This window comes from Legionella sp. JM-2024, assembly GCF_055389095.1.
Map to the genome: position 1 here is coordinate 1,375,820 of NZ_AP039388.1, position 26,008 is coordinate 1,401,827.

Sequence of the window (26,008 nt, forward strand, 5' to 3'; positions counted from 1 at the left end):
ATTGCTATATTGCTCTATTTTATCTGAGTATCAATGAACTTAAAAAGCATGATTGGTTATTTCAATGAGACTATGCCAAACTTATCTTTAACAGTCCAAGCGGCAGATTAATAATGAAGAAAGTCATTTTATATTTATTTGTTGTCATCGGAGTATATGCAGTTCTATTGTCTGGCTACCAAATACTGGCAAGTCGGACTGGCCAGACTATGTTCGGCAGCGCTAATTCTGTTGGAGGGGCTTATCCAACTGTAGAAAACATTACGTCAATACCCGCGACTTCCAGCGCTTCCAGTTCTAACCCTGCTGCCTCTGATCAGGTCATGAGAGGCATGATAATTCGTAATGCGAATATCACTATGGAAGTAAACGATGCGACTAAAGCCGTCGATGACATTATGCAACTGGCCAATCAAGAGGGGGGATATGTCGTTAATTCCAATTTAAGACAGGATGGTTACTATCTTGGTGGAAATGTGGCTGATATCAGTATTCGAGTGCCAACTAATCATCTGAATAATGTTTTGCAAAGCTTAAAATCTTTAGCCAGTAAAGTCATTCAGGAGTCGATTACGAGTGAGGACATTACTCAGCAATATGTTAATCTTGAAAGTGAACTGAAAAATTTACAAACCTCTAAAAATCAATTAGCTAAAATCATGCAAGGTGCAAAAAATACTTCAGATGTGCTGGCTGTTTTTCAACAATTAAGTGAAACCCAGAAAAAAATTGATGTTATAGAAGGACAAATAAAATACTATAAACAATCGGTGGCTTATTCATTAATTACAATTTACTTACAGATCAACCCCGAGATTCATAAGGCACAAGAATCAACATGGCAAATATCAAAAGTTGTAACAACATCATATCATGCTTTAATAAACCAATTGCGACAGTTTACCTATGGATTTATTGAGTTTGTGATCTTGTTCCTTCCAATGATTATCATATGGGGAATCATTGTCTTATTGGTATTTTGGATAGGTAGAATAATTTATATGCGTTTTAAACAATAAAATTCATGATATATCTACCTCTATGCACCTGCTGCTTTTGAGCCGGTTTGCTCTTTCGTGGGAGCACTTATTGGCTGAAATCCCGGCATGAGGTGAGGTTTATTCGATTATTTAACTAAAAGGACATTTAAGTTTTGTTTTATGGCTTGTGAAAAAGCATTTCATGGCATATATGTTATATATAAACATGGGAGGAGGGTAGTATATGCCGGTTCCAACAATAGAAGAAGTAAGGGAATTCATAAAGGAAAATGAATCTTTTTTTAAAACTCCTATTCAAAATCAAGAAAAATTTCAGAAATTTTATAGTGACATCAATGCAATTGAAGACATTAGTCAATATTCAGAGGCACTAATAAAATTACTATATAAACATACCCAAAGACTTACTAAAGAAAGTGTAACTCCTGTGGTGTACTCATGGCGAAAAGAAGATTTTGAACCTGCATTACAACATGAAGCAGTACGTCAATTTATTATGGACAATAAAGACCATCCTGCCATTGTTAAATGGAGGAATAGACAATTACTTGAAGAGTCAGGATTGGATGAGAATTTGAAGCAACTGCAGGAAAAAGCTACTGAATTACGATCAAGAAATTATCCTGATGCTGCTAAAGCAGCAGAAAATCTTGTCAATGCATTAGAGGCTCAAAAAAAAGAGTTTCTTCTTGGAAAAATAGATAAAGGTACTTTTGTGAGTAAATGTAAAGATGAAATTCATATTGCTCAAAAAAGCACTCTAAAAGATCATCGAGGCTTTTTTGCAAATATATGGCATGGGTTAAAAGTTGCTTTGAATTTTATCACTCGTGGATATGTTGAAATTACACCAACAGACTCAATTCAAAAAACGGTTCAACTGAGAGACACTTTGAAAAGTTTTAGTCAAGCAGAAGAAGAGAATAATAAACATATACCAAAAAAGTAATTTCAAGTCACAATTACAGAAATTACCATCCAGGTTTTCAAAACTAAACGGTCAATCCCTACCTAAGGGGAGGACAATAGAATCTAAACATTGATAAGCCCCCGGAAGATCGGGAGCCAGACAGGTATCATTTGTTTAGTTCAAATTTTTTGATTAATATTCTTTTCAGGAGCCTTCTCAAGTGTTTTGGATTGGGAAGGGTATTTCCAAAAGAAACCATAATTATTATTTGATATCTTGTCATACAGGTAAAAAGTACTGAATACTAATCCTGTTGTTGCTGTAACACGTACTGTGTCTGTTGCAGCTGTTTTCGTGGCTCCACCTAATACTCTGTACATAGCTCTTCCAAAAATTGATAACATATTTCTCATCCTGATCAATAGTTAGTTATATTGCCCATTATCCATTAATCAATAATTCTAAATGAATTTTTAGTAAATGCAATCCATATTACTATTTTGTAATAAAAACGAGCATATCTTATTGGCGGTCGAGGTAATTTGAAGAACTCTGTATAAGTTGCAGTGAAATAATGTGGTTAGATAGAGTACAATGATAAAAAATAACATCCTTGTCACACTTGATTACATCTTTTTTGAGAAAGAGCTTGTTTCAGAATCCGAAGGCCAAACTCTTTTTAATGGTTCTGACCCCATCCAAGAATCCAGTCCGAAAATGATAGCAAAAGTTAAAGCGGATTGGGGGCTTCTTATTGCGACTTCTTTCAAGTAGTTGAATTTGAAAAAAGTCATCGCAGCATCCTTCAACTCAACAGTTTTTACATGAGATTTCATTTGGTTGAATATGGTAAAAGGAGTCATAGTGAGTAAGTGACCATTTTCTACTTTAGATGCTAACAACTTTCTATTGATTATCATATGGGGAATCATTGTCTTATTGTTATTTTGGGTAGGTAGAATTATTTTTATGTGTTTTAAACAATAGAATTAATGGAATTGCCCCCAGGGTGTGGGAGCAATTAGCTTTTTAGTTCAAATTTTAGGGTGAGTATATTTTTCAGGAATTTTCTCTTGGGAGTTTGTTTTAGGAGCAGGATTGTTGAAGAAGCCATTATAATTTTGAGATAATTTATCGTATAGATAATAACTAGCCATAAATATTGTCGTAGTTCCTGTAACACGTACAGTATCTATAGTTGCAGATTGCAAAGACCTGCTCATTGACTTGCAAAAAAGTGACATCATATAATTCATCCTGATTAAATGTTAACAATATTGCCCATTATTCATTGATTATTCTAAATGAATTTTTAGTAAATACAATCTATATTTCTATTTTGTAATAAAAACGAGCATACGTTATTGGAGGTCGAGGTAATTTGAAGAACTCTGTATAAGTTGCAGTGAAATAATGTGGTTAGTTAGCGCATAGTGATGAAAGATAACATCCTTGTCATACTTGATTACATTTTTTTTGAGAAAGAGCTAGGTTTTTCAGAGTCAATTTCTTGAACTCGTCCCGGCCAAATGTTTTTTAATGGTTCTGACCCCATCCAAGAATCCAGTCCGAAAATGATAGCAAAAGTTAAAGCGGATTGAGGGCTTCTTATTGCGACTTCTTTCAAATAGCTGAATTTGAAAAAAGTCATCGCAGCATCCTTCAGTCCAACAGTTTTTACATGAGATTTCATTTGGTTGAACATGGTAAAAGGAGTCACAGTGAGTAAGTGACCATTTTCTACTTTAGATGCTAACAACTTTCTATCAGCATAGCTGTTAGGGATGGTTGTAAGAATTGTTGCAATGACACCGGAAGTAGCACCACCCATTATCTTGTTATACACGTCCTTATCAAACTTATAAAGTGAGCTAACATAATCACCCATAAACCCTATTAAAGCAAAATTAACAACACCTGCAGTGGAACGAGAGCCCCAATTTACTGTAGTTAATTTCCACCAATTAGTAAAAGACCACTTGAAGTTGTCTTTGGTAATGATGTCAACGTTTTGCAATCTTGATTTTCCACTCAAGCCATTACTTACAAGTAGGTCAAACTGGGAAAAAATTACAGTGCTAAGCAGACGTTGACGTCCTTGAATTTCAAATTCCTCTTCTTCAGTTGCCCGGTTAGTTTGTTTGTGTGTTACAGCTACGGCACCACGCTTTTGTCCCGCGAGAGCATAGGGAAAAAATCCACGATAAATATGGCGGAAGGCGCTTCCGCTAACTGCTGATGGTGTGCCAGCGGATGAATATTGTAATTTATTCAACAAAAATTGAAATGGTTGGGTTGCACTAGAGACAGCAAAAGAAATTACTGGAACTTTAACTAGAACATTAGCCCAATCATAAGGAGTAGCAAAATAAGGTGTGGATGGTATTTTTGATTTATCTCTACGTTCTTGCATTATTAAACCTCTGTTTATCTATTTTGTGACGCAAGGATAACAGTTTTTTATTAAGTAAATATTAAGAAATGAAAAAAAAATGAAAACTATGGTCAATAATTGCAATTTTCTGTTTGTGTTCTTTACGTTTATCTTCAGCAAAAATAGGTATCTTAAAATTTTCTCTCTGTTTAATTTTTATATTCTGACTTTCAGAGTTCATTTTGACAAAACAGATCGATATTGTCTTCTTCTTGAGAAAGGAATAAGTAACACTTTCAGAATTAAAAAGCCAGCTTTAGTTGTTCCCAGTATCCATTATAAAGTATTACTGTTTTTTCACCGATATCACGTTGAAAGTAAGCGTTTTTTAGTGTATCTGCCGATGGATAAACCATGGGATCATTTTTGATAGATAAAGGTAATAATGCTCTTCCCTTGGCATTTGTAATGGCATGGCCTTCTTTTAATGCGATTTGAGCGCTCGTTTCAGGTTTCAGTATAAAATTAATGAATTGAAGCGCTTCTTTCAGATGGGGTGGATTTTTAGGTATGGCCAAGCAATCTACCCAAATCACAAAACCATCTTCAGGATAGATAAATTCAATAGCATTATTTTCTGAGTGTGCTTTAAAAGCATCACCATTCCATGCTGATCCAATGACCGCGTCTTCATCAATTATAATTGCCTGAATGCCATCGCTGGCAAACAATTTAATATTAGGGACTAATTGCAACAGATGCTTGTAGGCTTTTTTAATATGGTCAGGATCGGTATCATTCGGATCGAACCCAAGGCTCATTAAGGCAATTGCAAATACTTCACGTGAATCATCCAGCAGCATTAACTGGTGAAGCCATTTTTTGTTCCATAATCCTTGCCATGTTTTTGGTGGGTTCGCTACGACATTGCGATTAAAAAAAATCCCAGTTGCTCCCCATATGATGGGCACACTGTAACGGTTGCCTTGATCATAATCATTATGCACAAACCGGCTATCCAGATTGTTGAGATTTGGGAGTTGTTCGTGATCAAGAGGTTGTAGCATACCTTGTTTTTGCATGCGTTCTACAAAATAAGCCGAGGGGAGTATGACATCATAAATAGTTCGTTGGCTTGCTTTTAATTTGGCATACATGGTTTCATTGCTGTCATAAGTGGAGAAATTAACTTTAATTCCTGACTCCTGTTCAAACTGTTGAATCACTTTTTTAGGAATTTCTCCCCCCCAGGCATAGACATTAACTACTGGATTAGAGAATGCCTTAAACGAAAGAAGGACAAGTAACAACGGAAGATATTTCATACCAGTTTCCCTGACAAGCGATGAGAGATAACCACGAGCATCATAGATAGACCAAACGTAATGGAGCAAAGTGCGTTAAGTTCCGGAGTGACTCCAGATCGTACCAGTGAGTAGATGGTTAAGGGCAGGATAGTAAAATCAGGGCCTGCAACAAAATAACTGATAATGACATCGTCAAATGATAAGGTGAAACTTAAAAGAAATGCGCTTAAAACTGCTGGCCATAATAAAGGTAGCAATATTCTAGTTAAGGCAATATAGCGACTGGCGCCTAGATCTAAGGCACCAAAATAAATATTGGGATTTAGGGTATTGATCCGTGAATTAATGGTCAAGATGACAAAGGGGATGGAAAAAGTAATGTGTGCCACCAATAGACTTAAAAAACCAATAGGTACTTTGGTGATATTAAAGAAAATCAATAAGGCGACACCGAGGACTATGTCAGGAATGATAATTAGTAAAAGCAACAGAGTATACAGGATCTGACGATGCTTCGTGCGAAATAAAAATAAGTTTATGGATGCCAGCAAGCCCATCGTTGTTGCGATTGAGGAGGCCACAAGGCCAAGGAGCACAGAATTGAAAAAAGCAGACCACAAATCATGATCATGAAATAATTCTCGGTACCATCGTAAAGAAAAGCCATGCCATTGCAATGAAAATTTTGCATTGTTAATTGAATAGAGAACCAGCACCACAATGGGAATATAAAGTAAGGCGTATACCAAAAATAAAAACAGGCGCTGTGTAAATGTTTTCATCGTATGACCTCATTTTTCTGACGATGAAATAAGAACATTAAAATGAGCAGTATGGAAGTTAATATCACACTGGTAGCAGAGCCTTGAGGCCAATTACCTAAGACAAGAAATTGATTTTGAATTAAATTGCCCAATAAAATAGATCGGGCACCTCCTAATACATTCGGAATATAAAACAGGGTCATTGCGGGCAGTAAAACCAGCACGCATCCTGATAAAATCCCTGGCGCTGTATTAGGCAAAAATACTCGAGTAAAAATAGACCATTTGTTTGCTCCTAAATCCCTGGCCGCTTCAATTAATCTGAAATCAAAGCGTTCCATGTTGGTGAAGATGGGTAGAACCATGAAAGGGAATAAATTGTAAACCAAGCCAATAATGACCGCAAAATTGGTATAGAGTAACGATAAAGGCGCATCTATCAGGTATAATTTCAATAATATGGCGTTTAAAACCCCCTTGTATTTGAGGATAGCGATCAATGAATAAGTTCTTATCAAGGAGCTTGTCCAGAAAGGAATGATAATAAGCAGTAATAAAATGGATTGATGCTTTGATTTAATCATTAAATAGCTAAAGGGGTACGCTATTAACAGGCAAAGCAGGGTTGTGATACATGCTATCAGCAAAGAGCGGAAAAGAATTTTTGCAAATACAGGCGTGAGGAAAGCGGCATAATTTTCCAACGTAAAGGGTAATGTCACAAGATGCATGCTGTCTTTGGACATGAAACTGGCAATGAGCACTGTTAATAAGGGAATAAAACAAAAAACAATTAACCAAAAATACAATAAATTGAGTGAAAATGATCTAGTCTTCATAGGGTAATAAAACCTCCCAACCAGGCAACCACTGTACCCAAACACTTTCGTTGAGTGAATATTCCAGTTTGTCATCGTCCTCATCAAAAAACTCAGAGGCATTAATCATTTTGCCAGAAGAGAGTTCCACTTTGAGATCAACCGTCGAGCCTTTGTAGATGATATCAACAATACGTCCAGGCAACATTCTTTCTGTTTTCTCAATTTCAGATAAGCTCCAAACCCGAATATCTTCAGGTCGAACGATCAAATGCAGTCGTTCCTCAACTTGATAATTACCGGTGTTTTTACACAGCAGTTGTGTATCTTCAATCGTTGTTACGAGTTCTTGGCCTTTTATCGAATGAACCTTTATCTCAAATATATTGGCTTCACCAATAAACATAGCAACATGGAGATTGGCTGGTGTCTCATAGACCGCTTTTGGCGTTCCAATTTGTTCAATATGACCATGATTAAAGACAACAATACGATCAGACATTGATAACGCCTCTTCCTGATCATGAGTGACAAAAATGAATGTCATATTCAGAGTTTTTTGTAATTGTTTCAACTCGGATTGCATGGCTTTTCTGAGTCGGTAGTCAAGTGAACTTAACGGCTCATCTAATAGTAGTACTTGTGGCCGGTTGACAATGGCGCGTGCAATTGCAACACGTTGTTGTTGGCCTCCGCTCAATTGTTTGACATTTCTTTCTGCTAAAAACTCTAGTTGTACTAACTTTAGTGCATCAATGACTCTCTCTCTAACTAGTTTATCAGGAGTTTTTTTGCATCTCAGAGCAAAAGCGACGTTTTCGAAAACAGATAAATGCGGGAAAAGTGCGTAACTTTGAAAAACAGTGTGTACATCACGCTTTTGAGGCGGCAATTGGCTAACACATTGTCCATTAATAAAAATGTCACCTTGAGTAGGTTGTTCAAAACCTGAGATTAGGCGAAGAAGCGTTGTCTTTCCACAACCTGATGGGCCAAGCAGGGTTAAAAACTCACCGTGATTGACACTTAGGGAAACGTTATTCAAAACGGGAGTATTCCCGTATGATTTATATACCTGACGGATTTCAATGAGGGGTGTTGTCATCTGCTGTTATAGATAAAAAGTGCAATTATCCGTGTTGTTACTTATCTTGTCCAGTAAACCTCAGATCATGTTCAGGGCAAAATCCTGTTGTCATCCTTCGCTTCGCTCAGGATCTGATATAGCCCACAAATTTTAGAATGAAGTTATCCCGAAACCGTCCGCTCCTCCTCAGCATGAACGGTTTCGATTAGAATAAAAGATGAAATAGTTATTTTAATCAAATAGATACGGATAATTTTTGTGGGGATAAATCAGCTCGGGATGATGATAATTTGATCAAAATAAGGGCGTTGAATTAACTCAAAATGGTATGACCTTGCCCTGAGATCATGTTCTAACAATCAAAAACGAACATTCAATTTTTATCAGTTTTTCCGGCTGGGGTAGCAACCTGATGAATCCCCACAAAAATGTACAATTTTAAATGACTCTGTCATCCCTGCGAAGGCAGGGATCCATCCATCAAAATAGTTCGTAACTCAAATTAATCCACTGAGGATTGTTTGACTCAATTAAGTTAATTTTCCATTGTCGTTTCCATCTTTTTATTTGTTTTTCTCTAGTAATTGCTTCATAAACATTAGAGTGAACTTCAAAATAAACCAGTTCATGTACATGATATTTTTTAGTAAATCCATCGACTAAATTTTCCCTATGCTCATAGATACGTTGAGTCAAATTGCTGGTAAAGCCAACATATAAAGTTCCATATTTTTTGCTGGCAAGAATATAAACATAATATTGTTTTTCCATATGATGTAGAGTTTTTTGCGAAGTTGGCAGGATAGAATACCCTAATGAAACTTAGGATGTACATTGCAAAATGGATCCCTGCCTTCGCAGGGATGACAGAATCTAAGGGATAACAGAGGCATTACTAAAATTGTACAAATTCGTGGGGATTCATCAGGTAGCAACGGCATTGGTTACTCTCTTTGTTAAATTTTCCACTCATCTGGATTATTATGAGGTAAATTTTTAAAATGATCAAAAAGCGCGGTTAGCCCTTCGTTCCCGGTTGTATCTTTTCTATTTTCAGCAACAAACTGTTTGCCGAAATCATTGCTTTGATAGCATAAATCAGGATGTTCCGTATCAATCACTTCAGCATACGCTTTGGCAACTTCGGCTGCCGTTTGAAAAATAGTATTTTTTTGAAACCAAAGGTACGCCTGCTCAGTAAAATTGTTATAATATTGTTCTATGATCTCTGAACGGGAACCTTCAAACCGAGTCAATTCTGTTGAAATTGGGCCTGGTTGAAAGTTTATAACCTTAATATTCCAAGGGGCTAGTTCAACAGCTAAAGACTCCTGTAATCGTTCGAATGCGGCCAGTGCAGAAAAATAAACGGCTATCCCTGGGATACTTATTGGCATGGAAGTAAAGATCGTTGAGGTTGTTGTTAATAACCCTTTTTTTCGTTCTCGCATGACAGGAACGAAACCCCTGATTAAAGCCAATGGGCCAAATACTTTGGTTTGATAGGTTGTTAATACATCTTGATCAGTGGCACTTTCAACAGGACCAATCGCAACATTGGCAGCATTATTGACCAATACGTCAATATATTCATATTGATTTAAAACTTCTTTAATAAAGCGTTCAATAGAATGTGTATCGCAAAGATCCAATATTTTTATATCCAGGTTGCTGGAGTTTGGAACTGCTGACTTGTTTAGCTGACTGGTTTTTAGATTACGTACCGTAGCGATAACCTGATGTCCACGTTGTAACATTTCGCAAGTTAGATTATATCCTACACCAGATGTTTTGGAACAACCTGTGATAACAATAATTTTTTTGGCCATTTTATTGATTTCCTTTTGCAAATAATTTTTAGCAACAATAACCCAATTATAGTATTTTTATTGATTTTTGATATTTAGCGGTTATTGCTCAATCATTTTCGGTTGGTGTTATGTTTGAGTAGAATAAAGAAAACAAAAAGTAGATGGCAGGATTTGTTGAGATAAGCCCATACTTTATTAAAGTATGGGCAAAAAACTGAAATTCCCATATTTCGATGTACTAATACGATCGGATGGGAGAAGAAATATTACATAGAAAGAGTGCTTGAATGCGAGTTTTCATCCTCTTCATCTTCTTCTTCTTCTTCTTCTTCCTCTTCTGTTTCTTCCAGATTTTCTTCAACATGTTCTTCTTGATTGACTTCAACTTGTTCTTGTTGTGAAGAATTAAGTTCTGAATTTTCTTCATCGGAAAATAGTTCGTCAGGATTTATGCCTAAGGCTTCCATTTGTAATGCCAGTGCCAATAGCATGGTTACTGTTGGATCATCAGTAGCAAAAACTAACTCATGGATATGACCTTCTGGACATATTTGGAATGCATGAATATGACCTTCTGGGCATATAGCAATTTTAGGTGCAAAACCAAAAAGAGTATTTTGATTTCTTGGTTGGGTATTTTGCTGTGGATTTTGTTGGTTACTTCCTTCTTCTGTCTTTCTTTCAGTTTTTGGTGAAGCGTTTGGTGTTAAAGGCATAATTGTAACTCCTAAACTAAAATAAATTAAATCCAGTTAAAAACACAACATGAAAGAAGATGATCATATTAAGAACATATTCATTTCAGGGTTGAAGTTTACAGTTAATTTACAATTTATGGTAGAGCAATTGTACGATATTTTTTACTTTTTGAAAAAAACAGATTTTTTGCATAGAGGCACAATATTGTGATTTTTTTAAAAAAAATACAATTTGATTATGTAATAAGTAAAAAGGCCTCAGTGAGGTCATTTTTTGAGTATACTTATAAGTATTACGACGAGGAGATAAAAAAATGTCTAAGTCAAAATTGTCTGTAAACAGTACTGTAGAAGAATCAAAATTTGATTGGGAATATTATAATTATCTGGTTGGTGATGCTGGCTTGCCCTCTGCAGAGGCTGCCATTATTGCAAATGGATTATCAGAATTTAAGGAAGAGGTATCCAAGGGTAATATATTCAGAAACAGGAAGGAAGGCCAGGAAAAATGGAGTGAGGAACAAATACTTCAATTTTACTTGGGTCGTGCACTGAATTACGGAAAGCTTGATATCATCAAATACCTAATCAGTGAAATGAATGTCTCTTTACCTCAGGAACAGCTGCTTCATTTCCTTTTTTTACAAAATCCATATGAGGGGAAAAAAAATCCTCAAAAAATGATGGAAATTTATAATTATTTGATTCACGAGAAAATAATTATAGATATAAATCCTGTGCTTGAAAGTATTTTTTTAAGGGAAGCTAAAAGTAATAATTATGCTGCTGTCACAGCTCTTTTAGAGCTTGGATGCATACCTAACATTAATATCACAGATTCTGAAGGGCACACAGTACTCTACTACTGCATACTGGAAAGTAGAAAAAACAGATTTTCCCTTAATCCCGAAGAATTAATAAAATTGGGCGCTTCTTTATCACAAAAAGATAAAGAGATCCTTGAATTGGGTGATTTAGTTGATGCAGTTATCTTGGCAATGGAAGCCCCAAATCAAGAAAGATTAGAGGAGTTAAGAAAAGTACTCGCCACAAAAATGAGAGAAATTCCTGGCGAACAAATAGATAAATGTTTATTGAAAGCAATAGAGTTTAATGACATCAAAACACTTCAACTTTTATTACCCGTTTGTAATTCAGATCTACTGAAAGTGATGTTTGGTAAAGTCAATTCTGTTGAGTCGGCCTCATTACTTATCGATTATTTTGTAAAGAATGGTTTTGCACTATATGAGAGAGCAAGCCTCGCAGCTTTTGCACACAGATTGGGTCTAAATGAATATTCGGCCGGTTTTATGCAATCGAATGAATTCTTATTGCATGTTTTACAAGGACTCACCAGTCAGTTTGACGTCAGTGAAGATTTCAAGGCGATTGAGCAATCGCTGCAAAAAACAGTTTTATTAAATCTCATATCCAACCCAGCGGTGGTACGAAAATATCTATATCAAGCTTATTCAAAAGGTGAACCTGTATTGCTTACTGTCGGATGGAGCCAGCATGGAGTGGGGTTGGCAGTTGTATGGGACGAAAAATCAAATAAAACGTATGTTCTATTTTCTAACAGGGGAGAAGGGGGGCTAAAGTCCTGCTTGACTGATAAAAGTTTAATTGAAGATAATCAACGATTATATGGTTCGGTGATTTATGAGTTAGACGGCAAACTGGATGAAGAGTTTTTTTCACACTTTGAAATAGGGGAGAACAAACAGGGATTTTTCAGATATAGAAAAGAAAAATTTGAAGAGGATGTAGAGATCTGTCTTAAAGATGCAAAAATTCTATTACCCTTTATTTTAGCGTCCACTCAGAAGTATGGAACTTGTGGTTATGTCAACACGAAACAATTAATACGAGGTTTATCAGGTATTTTTAGTTTGATCAAAGGTGAGTCTCTTTCTGAAAATTTGATAGAAGAAATTGGTCGTAATTATAAGAGCTTTTCAGCCTATGATAAAAATTCTGCCTGTGAGGAGTTAATTAAAGTTTATCAAAGCGAAAGCATGATGTTTTCCAGATACATTCTGGAACAATATCAAGATTTTATTATCAAATTGATTTTATCTCATTGCACGTCTGATAAACCAGATAATATTGAGAGAATGAGGTTATTGTTTGCAGTTTTACCCGAAGACGTTAAAGAAAAACTAGCCTATATAATACCTTCTCATATCACAACTAAGTTGCTGGAAGATAAATCATCAACACTTGTGAGTCTGAGTATATTTAAAACTCATGATGAATCTACTCCTCAAAATAAATATGTTTCAGATAATCCGATAAAAGTAGGTACTGTGTCTGTCGATAATTTGCTGAATCAATATAAAGAGATGAGTACCCTTCTTAATTTTTTGCAGTCCAGAGGCTATACAGGGAATGATATTTTGGAAGTTGTTTTGGAAAACAACATGGTTCATATCCATACAAAACCTGAGAGGAGTTTTAAGTATGAAGTAAGAGATCTCTTTTCTAAAGATTTACAAGTCCAGGTTACCAATGTTGAGGGAAAATTTGAATTTATACTTAAGGATCTGGGAGAGGTCGCCTTCGTGTTAAATAAACTCAATAAGCAAGGACCCGAAGACACTAATAAGGTAGATTTTTCAAAATAAAGAGTCAGTTGCTCTATAAAATTTTCAGTATCGAAAATTGATTTTAACCAATTTATTATGTATATGGATATTTCAATGCTCCTGAGCCTGAGTTGGAGTATTATCTTTTTAAAGAATAACATAAGAGTCATTTCATGAACGCCTACCAACAATTAGAACAGCATTTTAAAAAATATTATGATTTTGAAAATTTATCTGCCATTGTATCCTGGGATGAAGCGACCATGATGCCAGTTGGAGGTGGTCAATTGCGTGCAGAAGCCATGGCAACATTAAGTGCTGTGCAACATGACTGGTTAACCAATAAAAAAGTTGGTGATCTGATAAATCAGGCAAAAAATTTACAAGGGTTATCATTATGGCAACAAAGGAATCTTTATTGGATTGAAAATCAGTATCAGAAAGCAACTTGCATTCCAGCACAATTAGTCGAAGAATTTACGAGCGAGTCCTTTATTTGTGTCCAGGCATGGCGAGAATTACGTGCTAAAAATGATTGGCTATCGTTTAAACCCCACCTAAAAAGATTATTTGAAAAAGTAAAAACGATAGCCGATATTAAATCCCAAGTATTTAATAAATCTGCTTTAGACGTTTTAATTGATGAGTATTCACCAGGCTTGGACTGTAAAACAATTACTCCAATTTTTAATATTTTGAAGCAACGGATACCAGCTATCCTGCCTGATGTTATTGAAAAGCAAAAAACACGAGGAATTAAAACCATTTCGGGCGATTTTTCAATCGAAAAGCAAAAACAGCTTGGAATTGAAATCATGTCGCATTTGGGGTTTGATTTTAATCATGGCCGATTAGATGTTAGTCATCACCCGTTTTGTGGTGGTATTTCAAGTGATGTTCGCATTACAGCGCGTTATAATGAACACGAGTTTTTATCCTCCTTAATGGCAATTACCCATGAAACTGGCCATGCATTATATGAACAAGGGTTATCAAAAGAATGGATTGCGCAACCTGTTGGTCATTCTTTGGGAATGTCTGTACATGAAAGTCAATCGCTGCTCATTGAAATGCAAATTGGTCGAAGTTTGGAGTTTATAAGCTTCTTAGTACCTATCGCGCAAAAATATTTTAACGATGCAAAAAATATTACCGAAGAAAATCTTTATTTTCATTATACGAGAGTCAAGCCTGATTTGATTCGCGTCGATGCTGATGAGGTCACTTATCCACTCCATGTGATATTACGATATGAAATAGAGCGACAATTGTTTTCTTCAGAGATTACTATTGATGATTTGCCCGACGTGTGGGATTCCTATATGCAAAATTATTTGGGGTTAACGACAAAAGGAAATGATAAAAATGGTGTGATGCAAGATGTTCATTGGGCCTCTGGAGACTATGGTTATTTTCCTGCTTATACATTCGGAGCATTAATTGCCGCCCAATTATTTTCAGCAGCAAAAAAATCAATTCCTGATATACATGACCAAATCAAACAAGGTGATTTTAAATCTTTATTAATTTGGTTAAGGGAAAATGTTCATCAAAAAGCAAAATTACTTCCTTATCAAGAGTTATTGCAACAAGCAACAGGGGAAGAGTTAAATCCGGAATATTATTTAGCACATATTAAAGAGCGGTATTTATGAACCAGGATCTGTTAGATAAAAATTATAATAGGTTGAAATAAGTTAATGACGAGGTTGTAAGATCTTTAAGATATAAGTAAGGACGATTTCATTTTTCCTTAATTATTTGGGCATATAATAATCATAATGTCCTGTATGTGTTTTTTTTGGGGTAATGAGATGGCATTAAGTAGAGAAGTACGAGAAGAAAGTTTGCGGTCATTGATACGTGAGCATAATGAACGATTAAATGAAACGGACAAAAGGCTTCTGGAATACATTAATAATCTTGCTGCTCAAGATGATATCCCTTTGCATACTCAAGAACGTGAAGTTATCGATTTTTTAATTAAAACTATTAAGGAAAGCAAGACTGAACAAAATCCGGATTTAGAGGGGACTTCTCTTTTTATTTATGGCTTAATAACCGAATTAATGGAAGCTCAATCTGCTCGAAACCGCCAACGACATCTTATACAAGGACGTTTTGATGAAACAGGACTGTATCTGAGGGCAGAACGAGATCAAATGCAAGACCATGATATGACCCTGCTAATGCCTAAATCCAATGGTCATATTGTCGTCATGGCGGTAACCAATCGTTTCGATCCTCATTCGTCTGATGCCATTATAGAGAGTCTGGCTAATGATATATTTAACCCGGAAGTTCAGCACATCATGATCCCAGTCGGTCCTGGACATTGGCGAGGAGTGTACTTGACCAAACCCAAAGAAGACACTGACGAGGTGACTTATGATCTTGAGCTGTTTGATCCCTATGGACCTTCCGGTGCTGCTACTCTTGATCATTACGTACTTGATTTACTTAACAGATGCGGGGTTCCCCCAGAACTTGTCAAAATACGTCATACCGGTCCAATACATCCTCAAGGCGATGCCTACTCGTGTGGGGATTTTACTTGCGCACATAGCCATAAGAAAATGAAAGAATTTGGTGCACCTAGGGATAGCTATAATCAAGTACTTATTGACACTCTCGACAATCTAGGTAATGAAGACAATGTACTTCGATTGGCAACACGTGAAGAAAGCAGAGCACTGATTGATGATAGAAAAGGCTCCATTGTTCCAGTTATTCCAGATGTTTCAATTGATCCTTCTGATAGAAAGGAGTCTTCTGATAAATTGAAGCCCCAAACTATTCCAACGCAAACCCACGAAGAAAATAAACCCTTTCCCGCAACCAGAGTGGGCCTGTTTATAGGTGGGACCACATTAGGTTCAGCGGGATTGGGAGCAATTATTGGTGGAGTCATAGGGTTTTTCCTTCTACCGGGAGTTGGAGCGCTAGTAGGAGCTGGGATAGGAGCTGCTATAGGTGCAGGAGCAGGTTTCATAGCATCGGGTGTTTTGACTTTATTTTCCTGGAATGCTGTACCTGAGTTAAGTACTACGAAGCCTGATGAGAAAGTTTCCATATCCAAAGAATCTCAAATGAAATCCAATACAAAAGAGCAATCGCGTCAGCATTGTTCCGAAAGAGAAAAAGATCCTATATATAGCCCTCCGCTATTTTCTACTTCTTCTCGGAAGGATAAAACACCAAAAGAAAATACAGATGAATTAAGCTCGAGTAGCCCTAAAAAAACTAAATAACGACAGTTAAGTATTTAAAATATTTGTCTGAGGTCAAGGCTTGCTTGAAATAGATTGGTCGATTACTTTATAGATCCTTCAATTTCAATCAAGTCTTCATTCCTTGTCATTAATTTTGCGTAAGACTATAGTCATACGAAGGGGTAGGAAAACTGACAGACAAGAGATTTTGATTGTTCTTCTAACCATTGGATTTACGTGTTAATATAAGCCATTTAACTTGAATTATGATCGCAATTACATGACCCTGCAAAAATACTTTCCCTGGTTTAATGAGGCATGGCAATCTTATGCGCAATGTCGCTCTTCGCTCTGGTGGCCTTTGAGCTATCTTTTATTAACGCCGCTTGCTGTTTTTATCGTTTTTGGTTTAATTATCCCATTAGGGCTAAATCAGTTAGGATGGATTAGTTTTGACCATGCTTTTATTAATTATCCTTATCTTTTAATGATATCAGGCTTAATTTATTTGGCATTTTTTCCTTTTCTTGATGGATTATATCAGACGATTAAAACTTATCTGGATGGGGAGGTTGTTAAAGTAAATACTGATTTTATAGATTTTATTAATCCAGATACTTCCAAAACAATGGGTATGTCTATGGGGCCCATTTTATTGACAATAATTGCCTTGGAATTGGCTGGTTCCTTCTTTAAGCCTTTTCGGTTAGTGGTACTATTAGCCTATATTCTGGCTATTTTTACTCCGATTTTAAGCGTCAATAACCCAGGCTCCCCTTTGAAAAAAAGTCTAGAATCGATTCAGTTCGCTCTCAATAATAAAAAATTAGTTGGCAAGGTATGGGGATTACGTATTTTAATTTTTCTTTCGCTGATATTTCCCTGGTTTATGCTTGGCATCACAGGCGATCATGCCGTTTTAAAAATTATAATTTTGATTATTGGTTTGCCTTTATTTATATATTCCCTGGTTAAATTCTTACCTTTCTACTTCTTTTATCCGGCTTATGTTTATCATCAAATAAAACATAAGTCTAAAGCGGTGTAATTTCTCCATTAACCCGCTTTAACCATAGTTCAGATTTTATTTTTAAAAAACTGACCATAAAGAAGTTGATAGTGTCTTTTAGGATCATCGTGCAGAAATGATGAGAATGGACAAGCCTGCGATAGGAAATTGAAATGAGATTTTACAACTTACTTAGAAATGCTATGTTTTCTTTGTTAGCTAAAAGGACTATTGGGGTTAGGATGCTTCTCATAGATAATGAAAAGGTTCTTTTGGTAAAACATACTTATCAGTCAGGTTGGTATACGATAGGTGGAGGAGTTGAGCCCGGTGAAGCCCCTCAACAAGCTATGCTGAGAGAGTTAAAAGAAGAAGTCGGGGTCACTTTAATCTCACCATTACAATTGTTTTCAGTCTATTATAGCCGGAATGAAAAACGAGACGATTACATTATTTTTTACATTGGTCAGGGTGGTATACAGGAACCAGCTTCTTCATCTGAAATAGCTGATTATCAATGGTTCTCAATGGAGCAATTACCAGAAGATATTTCTCCAGCAACTTATAAAAGAATTCAGGAATATTTAGGAAAATCTGTCATTTGTGAACAATGGTAAACCTTTCGGAAGTCTTGTTCCAGTGATGTAAAAAATCACTGTCTGATTTTCGGCTTTATTGTTTTATAAAGGATTTATAATAACTAGTAAGCTTGTTTGCCAGGAATCGTGATGTTTAAAATCAGTGATCAAAGAAAAAATGAATATTATAACGCTCTGTTGAGTAAAGATTCTGCCTATGAAGGGCTCTTTTATGTGGGAGTTAAAACAACGGGTATCTTTTGTCGACCAACTTGCCCAGCAAGAAAACCAAAGTTGGAAAATTGTGAATTTTTTCAAACGGTTCAAGAAGCACTATTGGCTTCTTATAGACCTTGCAGGCGTTGTCAGCCATTATCTCATCCCGATCGAATATCTGATTTGGTGAAACGTTTGGTTGATGCGGTAGAAGCTAATCCCGAAAAAAGATGGAAAGACAGTGATTTTGCAGAATTTTCTGTTGATGTATCAACAGCAAGACGTCAATTTAAGAAAAGATTTGGGATGACCTTTGTAGCTTATGCTCGAGCCAGAAGAATGGGGATAGCCATGAAACAAATCAGAGAAGGAGATTCAGTGATTAATGCTCAAGTGGATGCTGGATATCATTCGGGAAGTGGTTTTAGGGATGCTTTTGCTAAAATTATGGGTGCTGCACCATCACATCTTAATAAACAATATAAGATGCTTAAAGCTTCATGGTTAGATACACCTTTAGGCCCCATGCTGGCTGTTTCAGATGAGCAAGCCTTATATTTACTTGAATTTGTTGATAGGAGAGGATTGGAAAGAGAAATTGAAAGGCTAAGAAATAAGGCGAATGCTGCGATTATTCCAGGGGATTCATCTCCCATACAATCTATAGAGAAAGAATTAGAGCTGTACTTCTCTGGGAATCTAAAGCAATTTAAAACACCCATCTGTTTGATAGGAAGCTCTTTTCAAAAGAAAACCTGGCAGGCTTTAATCGACATTCCCTATGGTGAGACAAGAAGCTATATGCAACAGGCTCAAATCATCGGAAAACCTTTGGCCTATAGAGCTGTAGCTAATGCCAATGGAGCGAATCAATTAGCCATTGTTATTCCTTGTCATCGTGTTATCAATGCCAATGGTGAACTGGGTGGATATGGCGGCGGCATAAGTCGTAAACAGTGGCTAATTGATCATGAAAGACGGCATCATAAAGACTAATAAATTCTTAGGTTAATTCTATTTCCTCGTGTTATCCCGAGTTAAAAAAACTGCGTGCCTCGGCTTGACCTCTAGGCTTGACCGAGGCATCCAGAGTGATTTATGGATACCGCTGACAAGCAGCGGTACGTCGAAATAAGTCATTTAAAATTAAAATCACTATAAAACGTGGGCTCTCCTCAGATAACAGGGTAGAGCAGATCAGGTTATAGTTTTATTTCTGGCTTACTTATGTGTTCTAAATCAGTTTGTAAAATTTCAGGTAAATGGTGTAAAAAATTTTCCTTCTCAATCAAATAAGCACACACTTTTTTCATGTTAGAAGACAAGCGTACCAAGTCTATTGATTGTAAAGAAGCCCTTGCATTCGTTGATTTTTGGTTAGCATAACTGATAAGGTGATGAGCTTCCCCAAAATAGGCATGAAACTCTTGAATTTCTTCGTCATCAAAGCCAAAAATATCACTCTTTTGTTCTGCAATTTTGGCAATTTCTCTAACGGTCTGATACTGATATTTATACTGCATTAAAAATAATAAACCATGATTAATAGCATTTTCAAGCGTATTGTCACCAGAGGCTGCAACGAAATGTTGTGGGATATCATACAGTAATTGGTAGTCGGTATCATTTAGCTGAATACCTGTAATGATAGTAATTTTTCGACCTCCCTGATTTAGATTGATCAATTCGACACTGGGCTTTTGGCCAGTGTAGTTATGGATTGTTATAGATTGGATGCCTGAATTTGTAAAAACCTCATGCCATGGATGATCTCGATCAAACAACAAATCAGTAAATTGTGAGTAACGTTGTTCTGTGTCTTCATCATAATAATTTTTCTTAAACAAATTTTGATAATTGTTCAAATAAAAAATGAGATTTTTCCCATCTGCATTTAATTTATGATTGATGGCGAAAATACTGATGAATCCAAAAATGGTATCAATATCCTGAAGATAACCAGGAATAAAATAATTATTTTGTAAAAATAGGCTTATAGTGCTTTGTGAAATCGGCTCTTCATCAAAGTGTCCTAATAATAAATTTTTAATTCTCTTGTCACTTATTTGTTCCAGAGCTTGCCATGCTTTCTGAGGAGAATTCAACAAACCCTCTGTTAATTTTAATCCCACTCTGTTTTTCCCTAATCCCATTATATAGACATGGTCAGATTGATAGCGGGATTTTTCTATATGTTTTGATGGGGTCGAAATGCGAGAAGGTTTGTCATAGGTCGCATACAAATCAATTTCAGCAATAGTAATTGTTGGTATTTTTTCTTTGCAAAACTCTTGAACAACCAGTTTATAGGAAGTATTGAGTGCAATATCAACGATTCCGATTGTGTGTTGTAATTGTTTTCTTAATGATTTATTTTCCTTAATTTGTTGGCGCAAATCGTCATGGCCATCAACAGAGTCATAGATCAAAAGCTTATGTGAAACTCGAAGCGTCTCTAATTTTTCTTCAATATATAATGAATGCGGATTACCTTGTTCATGCCCATTTATAACAATACAGATGAGCTCTATTTCTTTTGATTGTAAGATATTATGAAAATAGGCCACAAATTCAAGAAAATGTTTAAAATCACCAATTCCATCATGATACACAAAATTTATCAGGGTAAGGCTCAATTGGGGTCGTTGTGAAAAGAATCTTTTATCCTTTGCCATATCATATGAAAATAATGATTATAAAAAGAATATAGCAAATAAAAGTTAGGTAAGTATTAATTGATTCTATTTCCTGCAATCCTATGGCTTGGAATTCGTCTTGATGAAGACTGGCGATTTTAATTCAGAATGGCAGATGATAACGAAGTCAGGTCACATAGCAGAGAGGCCCTCATATGCCTAAATTAACGTCATCCTTGATGCACTCAGGATGACATCATTTTGATCATATTATAGGCAAAATATGACTATGGCTTGGTATATAAAAAATTTATTGATCTAAATCTCTGTCAACTCGTTATCCGTAGTATTTTCTCTTGTTCTACTTCTTCTTCTGATACTGATCCAGAAGAAAAAAATCTATTGCGGACGAATTGATAAGATGATCGGGCAATTTGACCCCCTATAATACTGGAGCTAATAGAACTAGCCATTGTTAGTGAGGTATTGAGTACACTAAAAGGGGAGCTAAGTAATCCCCAAGCTATGATAGATCCGGTTGTGAAATAATTGACATTAGTTTTGTTAAATCCTAAATACTCAGTCAATAAATAATTGCTTAACGGTAAGCCCAAAGCGATTCCTGGGGAGGCACCGATAGCAATTAAAGTGAAAGCACGAATGGCCTGAGTAATCCAATAAATTTGTCCTGGTGAGTAATGATGTCCTTTAAGATAGTCACTCACTGTTTCATCAGAAAGTGTCAGTAGGAAAGAAAGAAGAAAACCTTGTTTGGCAGCTTCTTTCATCATTTGATACAACTCATCTGGAATGAATTGTCTCCAATCATTGGAATTCATTTCTTCTTCTGGGTATTCAAGACTCGTATTTATAAAATGTGTTTCTGGTTTCATAGTTTCTTCTGAGACTTTAAATACTTGTTCGTAGACCATAGGGGATTGAGGAGTTGTTTTGCCAAGAAATGAGTCTGGTCTTGTAAAGCCTTGAGCAGGAGCATGAGGATTATTTAAAGAGCATTGATCTGCGGAGCAAAAATAGCTTCCTGTTTCTGGAGGGGCTAAATTATTTGTTTGGAGGGGAAATACAGTATTTTGAGTCTCTTCCTGATCTTGTTCGTCTTTTTTATTAGTTAATGAAAACTTTTCTTTTTTAGCAAACATTCTTTTCTCCAAAATAAAATTGAGACTCAGGTTAAAATTAAAAAAGCAATGAAAATATTTTTTATAATTATTCAGTTAAATTACTCTATGGCATGTTTACTCATTGATATTCCTGTTTTTTTGATGTTTGCCAATATTTCATCAGCCGCTCTAATCCCAGATAAATAAGCACCATGGACTGTGCTAGGGTCAGTGGTTGAAGTCGCTTCTCCAGCAAAATAGAGCCGGCCAGCCACAGGTTTGGCTAGAGTGGCAATGACACTTTTATCAACGTTCATAGGTAAATAAGAATAACTGCCGAGTGTGAATGGATCGCTGCCCCAATGAGTTTTTTTGTTTTTAATTGGTTTTGGAATGTGGTCACCATAAATCAGTCTTAAACGTTTCATGACCCAATCTGTTAAATGGCCCTTTTCCATGTCGCGTGCCAGTTTGCCACTGGTAAATACGATGAGCACTGGTTTTTTTGTGTATTTGTAATAGTTAAAGATATTGAATGCTTCATGCTCGTTTTTTGGCAACATACCAATCCATTCTTTGTCTTTATCCCAAAAAACCTGGTCAAACAACAAATATAATTTTTCATAATTCCCCATTTGTAATTTGGAGATCGCTGCTTGTTTTTCCATGGGTAAGGCTGGATGAAACTGGATTGTATTGGCTTTAAGTACTCCTAAGGGCACGGTGATGATCACTTGCTTGGCATGGTAGGTATCATTTTGGGTGATGATTTTGACGCCATTAGCATTGTAATCAATTTGGCTGACAATTTGATTTAAATGGATGGGAATGTGCTGCGTAAATTGGCGAAAAATCTGGAAATAGCCATTTGGAACAAGAGCATTGTCTCCGGAGGCAGTGGATGCTTCATATACAGAATAGACGTTACGTGATAATTTGGTCAAATTATCGGCAAATTCGTAAGTGTAGATGTTCTCTAAGGCATAATGAAGTAAGGCTCTTTGTTCCTCATCTATCTTTTTTTGCTGTGTAAATGTAGTGAAATTTTGCGCAAAGGAGATCATTTTATTGCGTGTTTGACAATAATCCAAGAATTCTCTGGTTAAAGTGGAAAACCAACTTAATGCTTTCTTTGATACTGGTTTTCCTTGACTGTCGTATAAAGCAAAATTGCTCAGCATGGCTACCGGATCGGAGTTGTTATAACTATTGATGACAATCGATTGCTTGCCAACTAAAGGCATTAATGGGTTGTTTTCAATGGCATGAATCCAGGAAGCGCCTAAATCAGTGGCGAATCCCCAGTCATAACTGGTATATACTCTGCCCCCGAGACGACTTTTAGCTTCGAGGATAAGTACTTTTTGTTGGGCATCGTGTAAGTGTTGCGCTGCAGTTAATCCAGCAACGCCTGCGCCAACGATTATAGTATCATAATGATGTTCTGCCCAAGACCATTTTATAGTGAGGAATAAGAGGAAAACACAGATAAATTGTTTTTTTGCTAAGTGCAAATGGCCATACTTTATTCTTGATTTCTTGGTAGTTATCAGTTCAAACAATTTTTTCATGCCAATTAACCGTAATAATTTGGGTTCCATATCTGAATTCCATACGTTGTTATCTATATAGGCCGGGTCTGTACAAACAAATTGTCTAAATGATGTTTGTATTTATCCTGAGTTAAGCAAAATTTGTATTGGTAAAAACTTATCCGTATTCAGTTACAGAATTCAGGTGATCAATTCGCGAGAAAAAAGATTTTTGGTAAGACACTGTAAATCCTTGTTATTGAATTTCCGAATATTAAAAAAAGTGGCAATATTTGTAAATAATAATCAGCATAGCAATTATCTTTACTGTATTTTGGTATTCGCTATTTTTAGATAAGATTCCACTCTGTTTCTAAAGTTTAAGGTCAATAATTGAATGAAAGTTCAAGCAAAAGAGAATAAAATAATATTGGTGAGGTGTTATTAATAAACTGGTAAAAAGCTCGGTTTTTTATTTAGTACCTGGATAAACAGGGCTTGAAAAGACCATCCAGTAAGTTATTCATTTTCTTGATATGAACTGATGCTGAAAACTTTAGTCAGATATTTGATGTACATATCCAGGCGAGGGGGCAATGAACGGTAAGCAACAAAACGATCAGGTCTGATTAGGTAAAGGCAATCCGCCGTAGCGCCGTATCGTTGATGCGCTTCTTTGTCTTTATCAAAAAAAACTGAATAGGGGCAATTAAAGTGTTCAGGCCATTGTTCATCTGCAATGATAAAATAGATATTGATCCATTTTGAATAATGATTGTTTGTAAAGTCGGCAATTTCTTTCAAACTAGCCCAATGCTTTTCATCGGGTATAGTGATACCCATAAACAGAAGCAGAGCATGTTTTCCTTTAAGAGTATTATCGAAAAGCCATTTTTGATGTCGTAGTTTTGGGCAATAGATGTTTTCAATATCAATTGAATAACTACCCGGCTTTGGACCTCGTGAAAAATCCATCCAGGCATTTAAGCAATTTTTTTGTGAACTTAAATGCTTTTTTGATGATACAAAATTTAATAAAGGTAGACCGACAAACTCATCAGTGAGGGCACTTTTTTTAAAAGCGATATTAATTTGTGACATGATTCCGCCAAACATGCGCATTACAGGAGGAAGCCGCAAAAAAAGCTCGGTAAAATGATCACGAACCTCTCGGCTTAGCACGCCAGTCATTGCAAAAGAGCGTTCATTGGCATCAGAGAGCCTCTGAGCAGTCTTTATAGTCTGGCGTTGTTCTTGATCATAAGTTGCAAGAATTTTATGTTGCGCGATTCCTTGGCAGACTAGTGCGAGTTTCCAGGCAAGATTTTTTGCATCCAGCAAGCCACTGTTCATGCCAAGAGATGTTAAGGGACTGATCTGATGGGCAGCATCTCCGCATAAGAATATTCGTCCTTGTTGTCGATTTTTTACATATTTCATATGAGTATGAAAATGCGATATCCATCTTGGATCAGATAATTTTCCTGGAATACTACTGTGTTTATCAAATAATGATTGAACCTTGGCAAGATCGATCATTTCTTTTGTTTCAGACTCTTTTCCTTTCGGGAGACTTATCAATACTCCCCAGCGCCCATCAGGCAATCCACCAATACTACAAAAACCTTGCCGACTTAAAAAGAAATACCAGTCTTTACGAGAAAAATCTCCAGAGATGTGAACATCTGCTATTAGATAGTGATTTGGATATGTTTTTCCATAGAGTGGAATTCGAGCAATTTCTCTAACGGTGCTGTTACTGCCGTCGCAACCAATAAGATATCGACATGTAAAACTCAGTTTTTTTCCATTTTTCTCTAGTGTGCCGGTAATGTCATCATCATTTTGTTGAAAGTCAATTAAAGAAGTATTCCAATGCACTTTATTACCATAACTATTTAACAGGTCTTCTTGAAATTTTTCAACGTAATTCTGCCCTAACAAACAAAATGAAGGGTACTTGGATTCAATACCAACCCATGGAAGATGAAGTTTGGGTTGACCTTCAATATAAATATTCAGTGCGTGAGTAAAATTTGCTTTGTTAACAAATGGTTTTGCACCATCAAGATCATCAAAGGCTTCAAGTGCTCTGGATGAAATTGCGGTGGCTTTAATAATATCGGAAACACCTTTCTTTGCATCAATAAGCACACAAGAAATATTGGCTCGAGTGAGTTCTATCGCCAGCATGAAACCAGTAGGTCCTGCTCCAATAATTAAAACGTCACAATCCATCGTGGCTATCCTGTTTAAAAGCATCTGTTTATAGCATAGACGTTTTAGAATTTTTATGCATACAGGACTTGGAAAAACTCCAATCTCTATTTTAAAAAATGTTTT

At 36.1% G+C, this 26,008-nt stretch carries 23 protein-coding genes; 8 read left to right on the top strand and 15 right to left on the bottom strand.

Annotated features, from left to right (window positions below; genetic code table 11):
- Nucleotides 1–113 precede the first annotated feature (113 nt).
- Entirely contained in the window at nt 114–1,019 is a 906-nt protein-coding gene (locus ACZ5EK_RS06045) for a DUF4349 domain-containing protein (protein WP_464431895.1), read from the top strand.
- A gap of 205 nt (nt 1,020–1,224) precedes the next feature.
- Nucleotides 1,225–1,950 carry a hypothetical protein gene (locus ACZ5EK_RS06050; protein WP_464431896.1) on the top strand — a complete coding sequence of 242 codons (726 nt, stop codon included), beginning with the start codon at nt 1,225–1,227 and terminating at the stop codon, nt 1,948–1,950.
- A gap of 140 nt (nt 1,951–2,090) precedes the next feature.
- Here ACZ5EK_RS06050 and ACZ5EK_RS06055 read toward each other — a convergent pair whose 3' ends face one another.
- The 11 genes from ACZ5EK_RS06055 to ACZ5EK_RS06105 all read right to left on the bottom strand — a co-directional run bounded on the left by ACZ5EK_RS06055 (nt 2,091) and on the right by ACZ5EK_RS06105 (nt 10,788).
- Nucleotides 2,091–2,315 (bottom strand): hypothetical protein, encoded by a 225-nt coding sequence (locus ACZ5EK_RS06055; protein ID WP_464431898.1) that lies wholly within the window; start codon nt 2,313–2,315, stop codon nt 2,091–2,093.
- Nucleotides 2,316–2,537: 222 nt separating this feature from the next.
- Nucleotides 2,538–2,831, bottom strand: coding sequence for a hypothetical protein (locus tag ACZ5EK_RS06060; RefSeq protein ID WP_464431900.1), 294 nt, complete (start codon nt 2,829–2,831; stop codon nt 2,538–2,540).
- 114 nt (nt 2,832–2,945) lie between these two features.
- Nucleotides 2,946–3,158: a hypothetical protein gene (locus ACZ5EK_RS06065; protein ID WP_464431901.1), complete on the bottom strand. Its 213-nt coding sequence runs from the start codon at nt 3,156–3,158 to the stop codon at nt 2,946–2,948.
- 218 nt (nt 3,159–3,376) lie between these two features.
- The gene (locus ACZ5EK_RS06070; RefSeq protein ID WP_464431903.1) at nt 3,377–4,324 is read right to left on the bottom strand and encodes a hypothetical protein; all 948 of its coding nucleotides are present in this window, start codon (nt 4,322–4,324) and stop codon (nt 3,377–3,379) included.
- Nucleotides 4,325–4,587: 263 nt separating this feature from the next.
- On the bottom strand, nt 4,588–5,610 hold the full coding sequence (locus ACZ5EK_RS06075; RefSeq protein ID WP_464431904.1) for an ABC transporter substrate-binding protein: 1,023 nt from the start codon (nt 5,608–5,610) through the stop codon (nt 4,588–4,590).
- Nucleotides 5,607–6,374, bottom strand: a complete 768-nt coding sequence (locus ACZ5EK_RS06080) for an ABC transporter permease subunit (protein ID WP_464431905.1) — start codon at nt 6,372–6,374, stop codon at nt 5,607–5,609. Before ACZ5EK_RS06080 ends, ACZ5EK_RS06075 begins: the two co-directional genes overlap by 4 nt.
- Nucleotides 6,371–7,195 (bottom strand): ABC transporter permease, encoded by an 825-nt coding sequence (locus ACZ5EK_RS06085; RefSeq protein ID WP_464431906.1) that lies wholly within the window; start codon nt 7,193–7,195, stop codon nt 6,371–6,373. The genes ACZ5EK_RS06080 and ACZ5EK_RS06085 overlap by 4 nt, the downstream gene beginning before the upstream one ends.
- The gene (potA, locus tag ACZ5EK_RS06090) at nt 7,185–8,279 is read right to left on the bottom strand and encodes a spermidine/putrescine ABC transporter ATP-binding protein PotA (RefSeq protein WP_464431907.1); all 1,095 of its coding nucleotides are present in this window, start codon (nt 8,277–8,279) and stop codon (nt 7,185–7,187) included. Before potA ends, ACZ5EK_RS06085 begins: the two co-directional genes overlap by 11 nt.
- A gap of 462 nt (nt 8,280–8,741) precedes the next feature.
- Nucleotides 8,742–9,032: a GIY-YIG nuclease family protein gene (locus ACZ5EK_RS06095; RefSeq protein ID WP_464429274.1), complete on the bottom strand. Its 291-nt coding sequence runs from the start codon at nt 9,030–9,032 to the stop codon at nt 8,742–8,744.
- Between the two features lie 185 nt (nt 9,033–9,217).
- Entirely contained in the window at nt 9,218–10,090 is an 873-nt protein-coding gene (locus ACZ5EK_RS06100) for an SDR family oxidoreductase (RefSeq protein ID WP_464431909.1), read from the bottom strand.
- 248 nt (nt 10,091–10,338) lie between these two features.
- Nucleotides 10,339–10,788 (bottom strand): type IV secretion protein Dot, encoded by a 450-nt coding sequence (locus tag ACZ5EK_RS06105; protein WP_464431910.1) that lies wholly within the window; start codon nt 10,786–10,788, stop codon nt 10,339–10,341.
- 296 nt (nt 10,789–11,084) lie between these two features.
- Here ACZ5EK_RS06105 and ACZ5EK_RS06110 point away from each other — a divergent pair, with 296 nt between their 5' ends.
- From ACZ5EK_RS06110 to ACZ5EK_RS06135, 6 genes are all read left to right on the top strand, one after another.
- Nucleotides 11,085–13,400 carry a hypothetical protein gene (locus ACZ5EK_RS06110; RefSeq protein ID WP_464431911.1) on the top strand — a complete coding sequence of 772 codons (2,316 nt, stop codon included), beginning with the start codon at nt 11,085–11,087 and terminating at the stop codon, nt 13,398–13,400.
- Nucleotides 13,401–13,534: 134 nt separating this feature from the next.
- Complete coding sequence (locus tag ACZ5EK_RS06115) at nt 13,535–15,016, top strand: carboxypeptidase M32 (protein WP_464431913.1); 1,482 nt, start codon at nt 13,535–13,537, stop codon at nt 15,014–15,016.
- A 159-nt stretch (nt 15,017–15,175) separates the two neighbouring features.
- Entirely contained in the window at nt 15,176–16,612 is a 1,437-nt protein-coding gene (locus ACZ5EK_RS06120; RefSeq protein ID WP_464431914.1) for a DUF456 domain-containing protein, read from the top strand.
- 241 nt (nt 16,613–16,853) lie between these two features.
- Nucleotides 16,854–17,621 (top strand): hypothetical protein, encoded by a 768-nt coding sequence (locus ACZ5EK_RS06125; RefSeq protein WP_464431916.1) that lies wholly within the window; start codon nt 16,854–16,856, stop codon nt 17,619–17,621.
- A 134-nt stretch (nt 17,622–17,755) separates the two neighbouring features.
- Nucleotides 17,756–18,199: an NUDIX domain-containing protein gene (locus ACZ5EK_RS06130; RefSeq protein WP_464431917.1), complete on the top strand. Its 444-nt coding sequence runs from the start codon at nt 17,756–17,758 to the stop codon at nt 18,197–18,199.
- A 111-nt stretch (nt 18,200–18,310) separates the two neighbouring features.
- Nucleotides 18,311–19,372, top strand: a complete 1,062-nt coding sequence (locus tag ACZ5EK_RS06135) for a bifunctional transcriptional activator/DNA repair enzyme AdaA (protein WP_464431918.1) — start codon at nt 18,311–18,313, stop codon at nt 19,370–19,372.
- 206 nt (nt 19,373–19,578) lie between these two features.
- Here the strand turns inward: ACZ5EK_RS06135 and ACZ5EK_RS06140 are convergent, their stop codons facing one another.
- The 4 genes from ACZ5EK_RS06140 to ACZ5EK_RS06155 all read right to left on the bottom strand — a co-directional run bounded on the left by ACZ5EK_RS06140 (nt 19,579) and on the right by ACZ5EK_RS06155 (nt 25,903).
- Nucleotides 19,579–20,988 (bottom strand): hypothetical protein, encoded by a 1,410-nt coding sequence (locus ACZ5EK_RS06140; RefSeq protein WP_464431919.1) that lies wholly within the window; start codon nt 20,986–20,988, stop codon nt 19,579–19,581.
- Between the two features lie 353 nt (nt 20,989–21,341).
- The gene (locus tag ACZ5EK_RS06145; RefSeq protein ID WP_464431920.1) at nt 21,342–22,172 is read right to left on the bottom strand and encodes a hypothetical protein; all 831 of its coding nucleotides are present in this window, start codon (nt 22,170–22,172) and stop codon (nt 21,342–21,344) included.
- A gap of 80 nt (nt 22,173–22,252) precedes the next feature.
- Nucleotides 22,253–23,734 carry an FAD-dependent oxidoreductase gene (locus tag ACZ5EK_RS06150; protein WP_464431922.1) on the bottom strand — a complete coding sequence of 494 codons (1,482 nt, stop codon included), beginning with the start codon at nt 23,732–23,734 and terminating at the stop codon, nt 22,253–22,255.
- 450 nt (nt 23,735–24,184) lie between these two features.
- Nucleotides 24,185–25,903, bottom strand: coding sequence for an FAD-dependent oxidoreductase (locus ACZ5EK_RS06155; RefSeq protein WP_464431923.1), 1,719 nt, complete (start codon nt 25,901–25,903; stop codon nt 24,185–24,187).
- Between the last annotated feature and the right edge of the window lie 105 nt (nt 25,904–26,008).

What these genes read in the sequence shown, in the direction of transcription:
- ACZ5EK_RS06050 (WP_464431896.1), top strand. Translation starts at nt 1,225, where the DNA reads ATGCCGGTTCCAACAATAGAAGAAGTAAGGGAATTCATAAAGGAAAAT.
- ACZ5EK_RS06060 (WP_464431900.1), bottom strand. Translation starts at nt 2,831, where the DNA reads ATGATAATCAATAGAAAGTTGTTAGCATCTAAAGTAGAAAATGGTCAC.
- ACZ5EK_RS06135 (WP_464431918.1), top strand. Translation starts at nt 18,311, where the DNA reads ATGTTTAAAATCAGTGATCAAAGAAAAAATGAATATTATAACGCTCTG.
- ACZ5EK_RS06070 (WP_464431903.1), bottom strand. Translation starts at nt 4,324, where the DNA reads ATGCAAGAACGTAGAGATAAATCAAAAATACCATCCACACCTTATTTT.
- ACZ5EK_RS06115 (WP_464431913.1), top strand. Translation starts at nt 13,535, where the DNA reads ATGAACGCCTACCAACAATTAGAACAGCATTTTAAAAAATATTATGAT.
- ACZ5EK_RS06045 (WP_464431895.1), top strand. Translation starts at nt 114, where the DNA reads ATGAAGAAAGTCATTTTATATTTATTTGTTGTCATCGGAGTATATGCA.
- ACZ5EK_RS06075 (WP_464431904.1), bottom strand. Translation starts at nt 5,610, where the DNA reads ATGAAATATCTTCCGTTGTTACTTGTCCTTCTTTCGTTTAAGGCATTC.
- ACZ5EK_RS06055 (WP_464431898.1), bottom strand. Translation starts at nt 2,315, where the DNA reads ATGTTATCAATTTTTGGAAGAGCTATGTACAGAGTATTAGGTGGAGCC.
- potA (WP_464431907.1), bottom strand. Translation starts at nt 8,279, where the DNA reads ATGACAACACCCCTCATTGAAATCCGTCAGGTATATAAATCATACGGG.
- ACZ5EK_RS06125 (WP_464431916.1), top strand. Translation starts at nt 16,854, where the DNA reads ATGACCCTGCAAAAATACTTTCCCTGGTTTAATGAGGCATGGCAATCT.
- ACZ5EK_RS06155 (WP_464431923.1), bottom strand. Translation starts at nt 25,903, where the DNA reads ATGGATTGTGACGTTTTAATTATTGGAGCAGGACCTACTGGTTTCATG.
- ACZ5EK_RS06080 (WP_464431905.1), bottom strand. Translation starts at nt 6,374, where the DNA reads ATGAAAACATTTACACAGCGCCTGTTTTTATTTTTGGTATACGCCTTA.
- ACZ5EK_RS06100 (WP_464431909.1), bottom strand. Translation starts at nt 10,090, where the DNA reads ATGGCCAAAAAAATTATTGTTATCACAGGTTGTTCCAAAACATCTGGT.
- ACZ5EK_RS06095 (WP_464429274.1), bottom strand. Translation starts at nt 9,032, where the DNA reads ATGGAAAAACAATATTATGTTTATATTCTTGCCAGCAAAAAATATGGA.
- ACZ5EK_RS06105 (WP_464431910.1), bottom strand. Translation starts at nt 10,788, where the DNA reads ATGCCTTTAACACCAAACGCTTCACCAAAAACTGAAAGAAAGACAGAA.
- ACZ5EK_RS06120 (WP_464431914.1), top strand. Translation starts at nt 15,176, where the DNA reads ATGGCATTAAGTAGAGAAGTACGAGAAGAAAGTTTGCGGTCATTGATA.
- ACZ5EK_RS06150 (WP_464431922.1), bottom strand. Translation starts at nt 23,734, where the DNA reads ATGGAACCCAAATTATTACGGTTAATTGGCATGAAAAAATTGTTTGAA.
- ACZ5EK_RS06085 (WP_464431906.1), bottom strand. Translation starts at nt 7,195, where the DNA reads ATGAAGACTAGATCATTTTCACTCAATTTATTGTATTTTTGGTTAATT.
- ACZ5EK_RS06145 (WP_464431920.1), bottom strand. Translation starts at nt 22,172, where the DNA reads ATGTTTGCTAAAAAAGAAAAGTTTTCATTAACTAATAAAAAAGACGAA.
- ACZ5EK_RS06065 (WP_464431901.1), bottom strand. Translation starts at nt 3,158, where the DNA reads ATGATGTCACTTTTTTGCAAGTCAATGAGCAGGTCTTTGCAATCTGCA.
- ACZ5EK_RS06110 (WP_464431911.1), top strand. Translation starts at nt 11,085, where the DNA reads ATGTCTAAGTCAAAATTGTCTGTAAACAGTACTGTAGAAGAATCAAAA.
- ACZ5EK_RS06130 (WP_464431917.1), top strand. Translation starts at nt 17,756, where the DNA reads ATGAGATTTTACAACTTACTTAGAAATGCTATGTTTTCTTTGTTAGCT.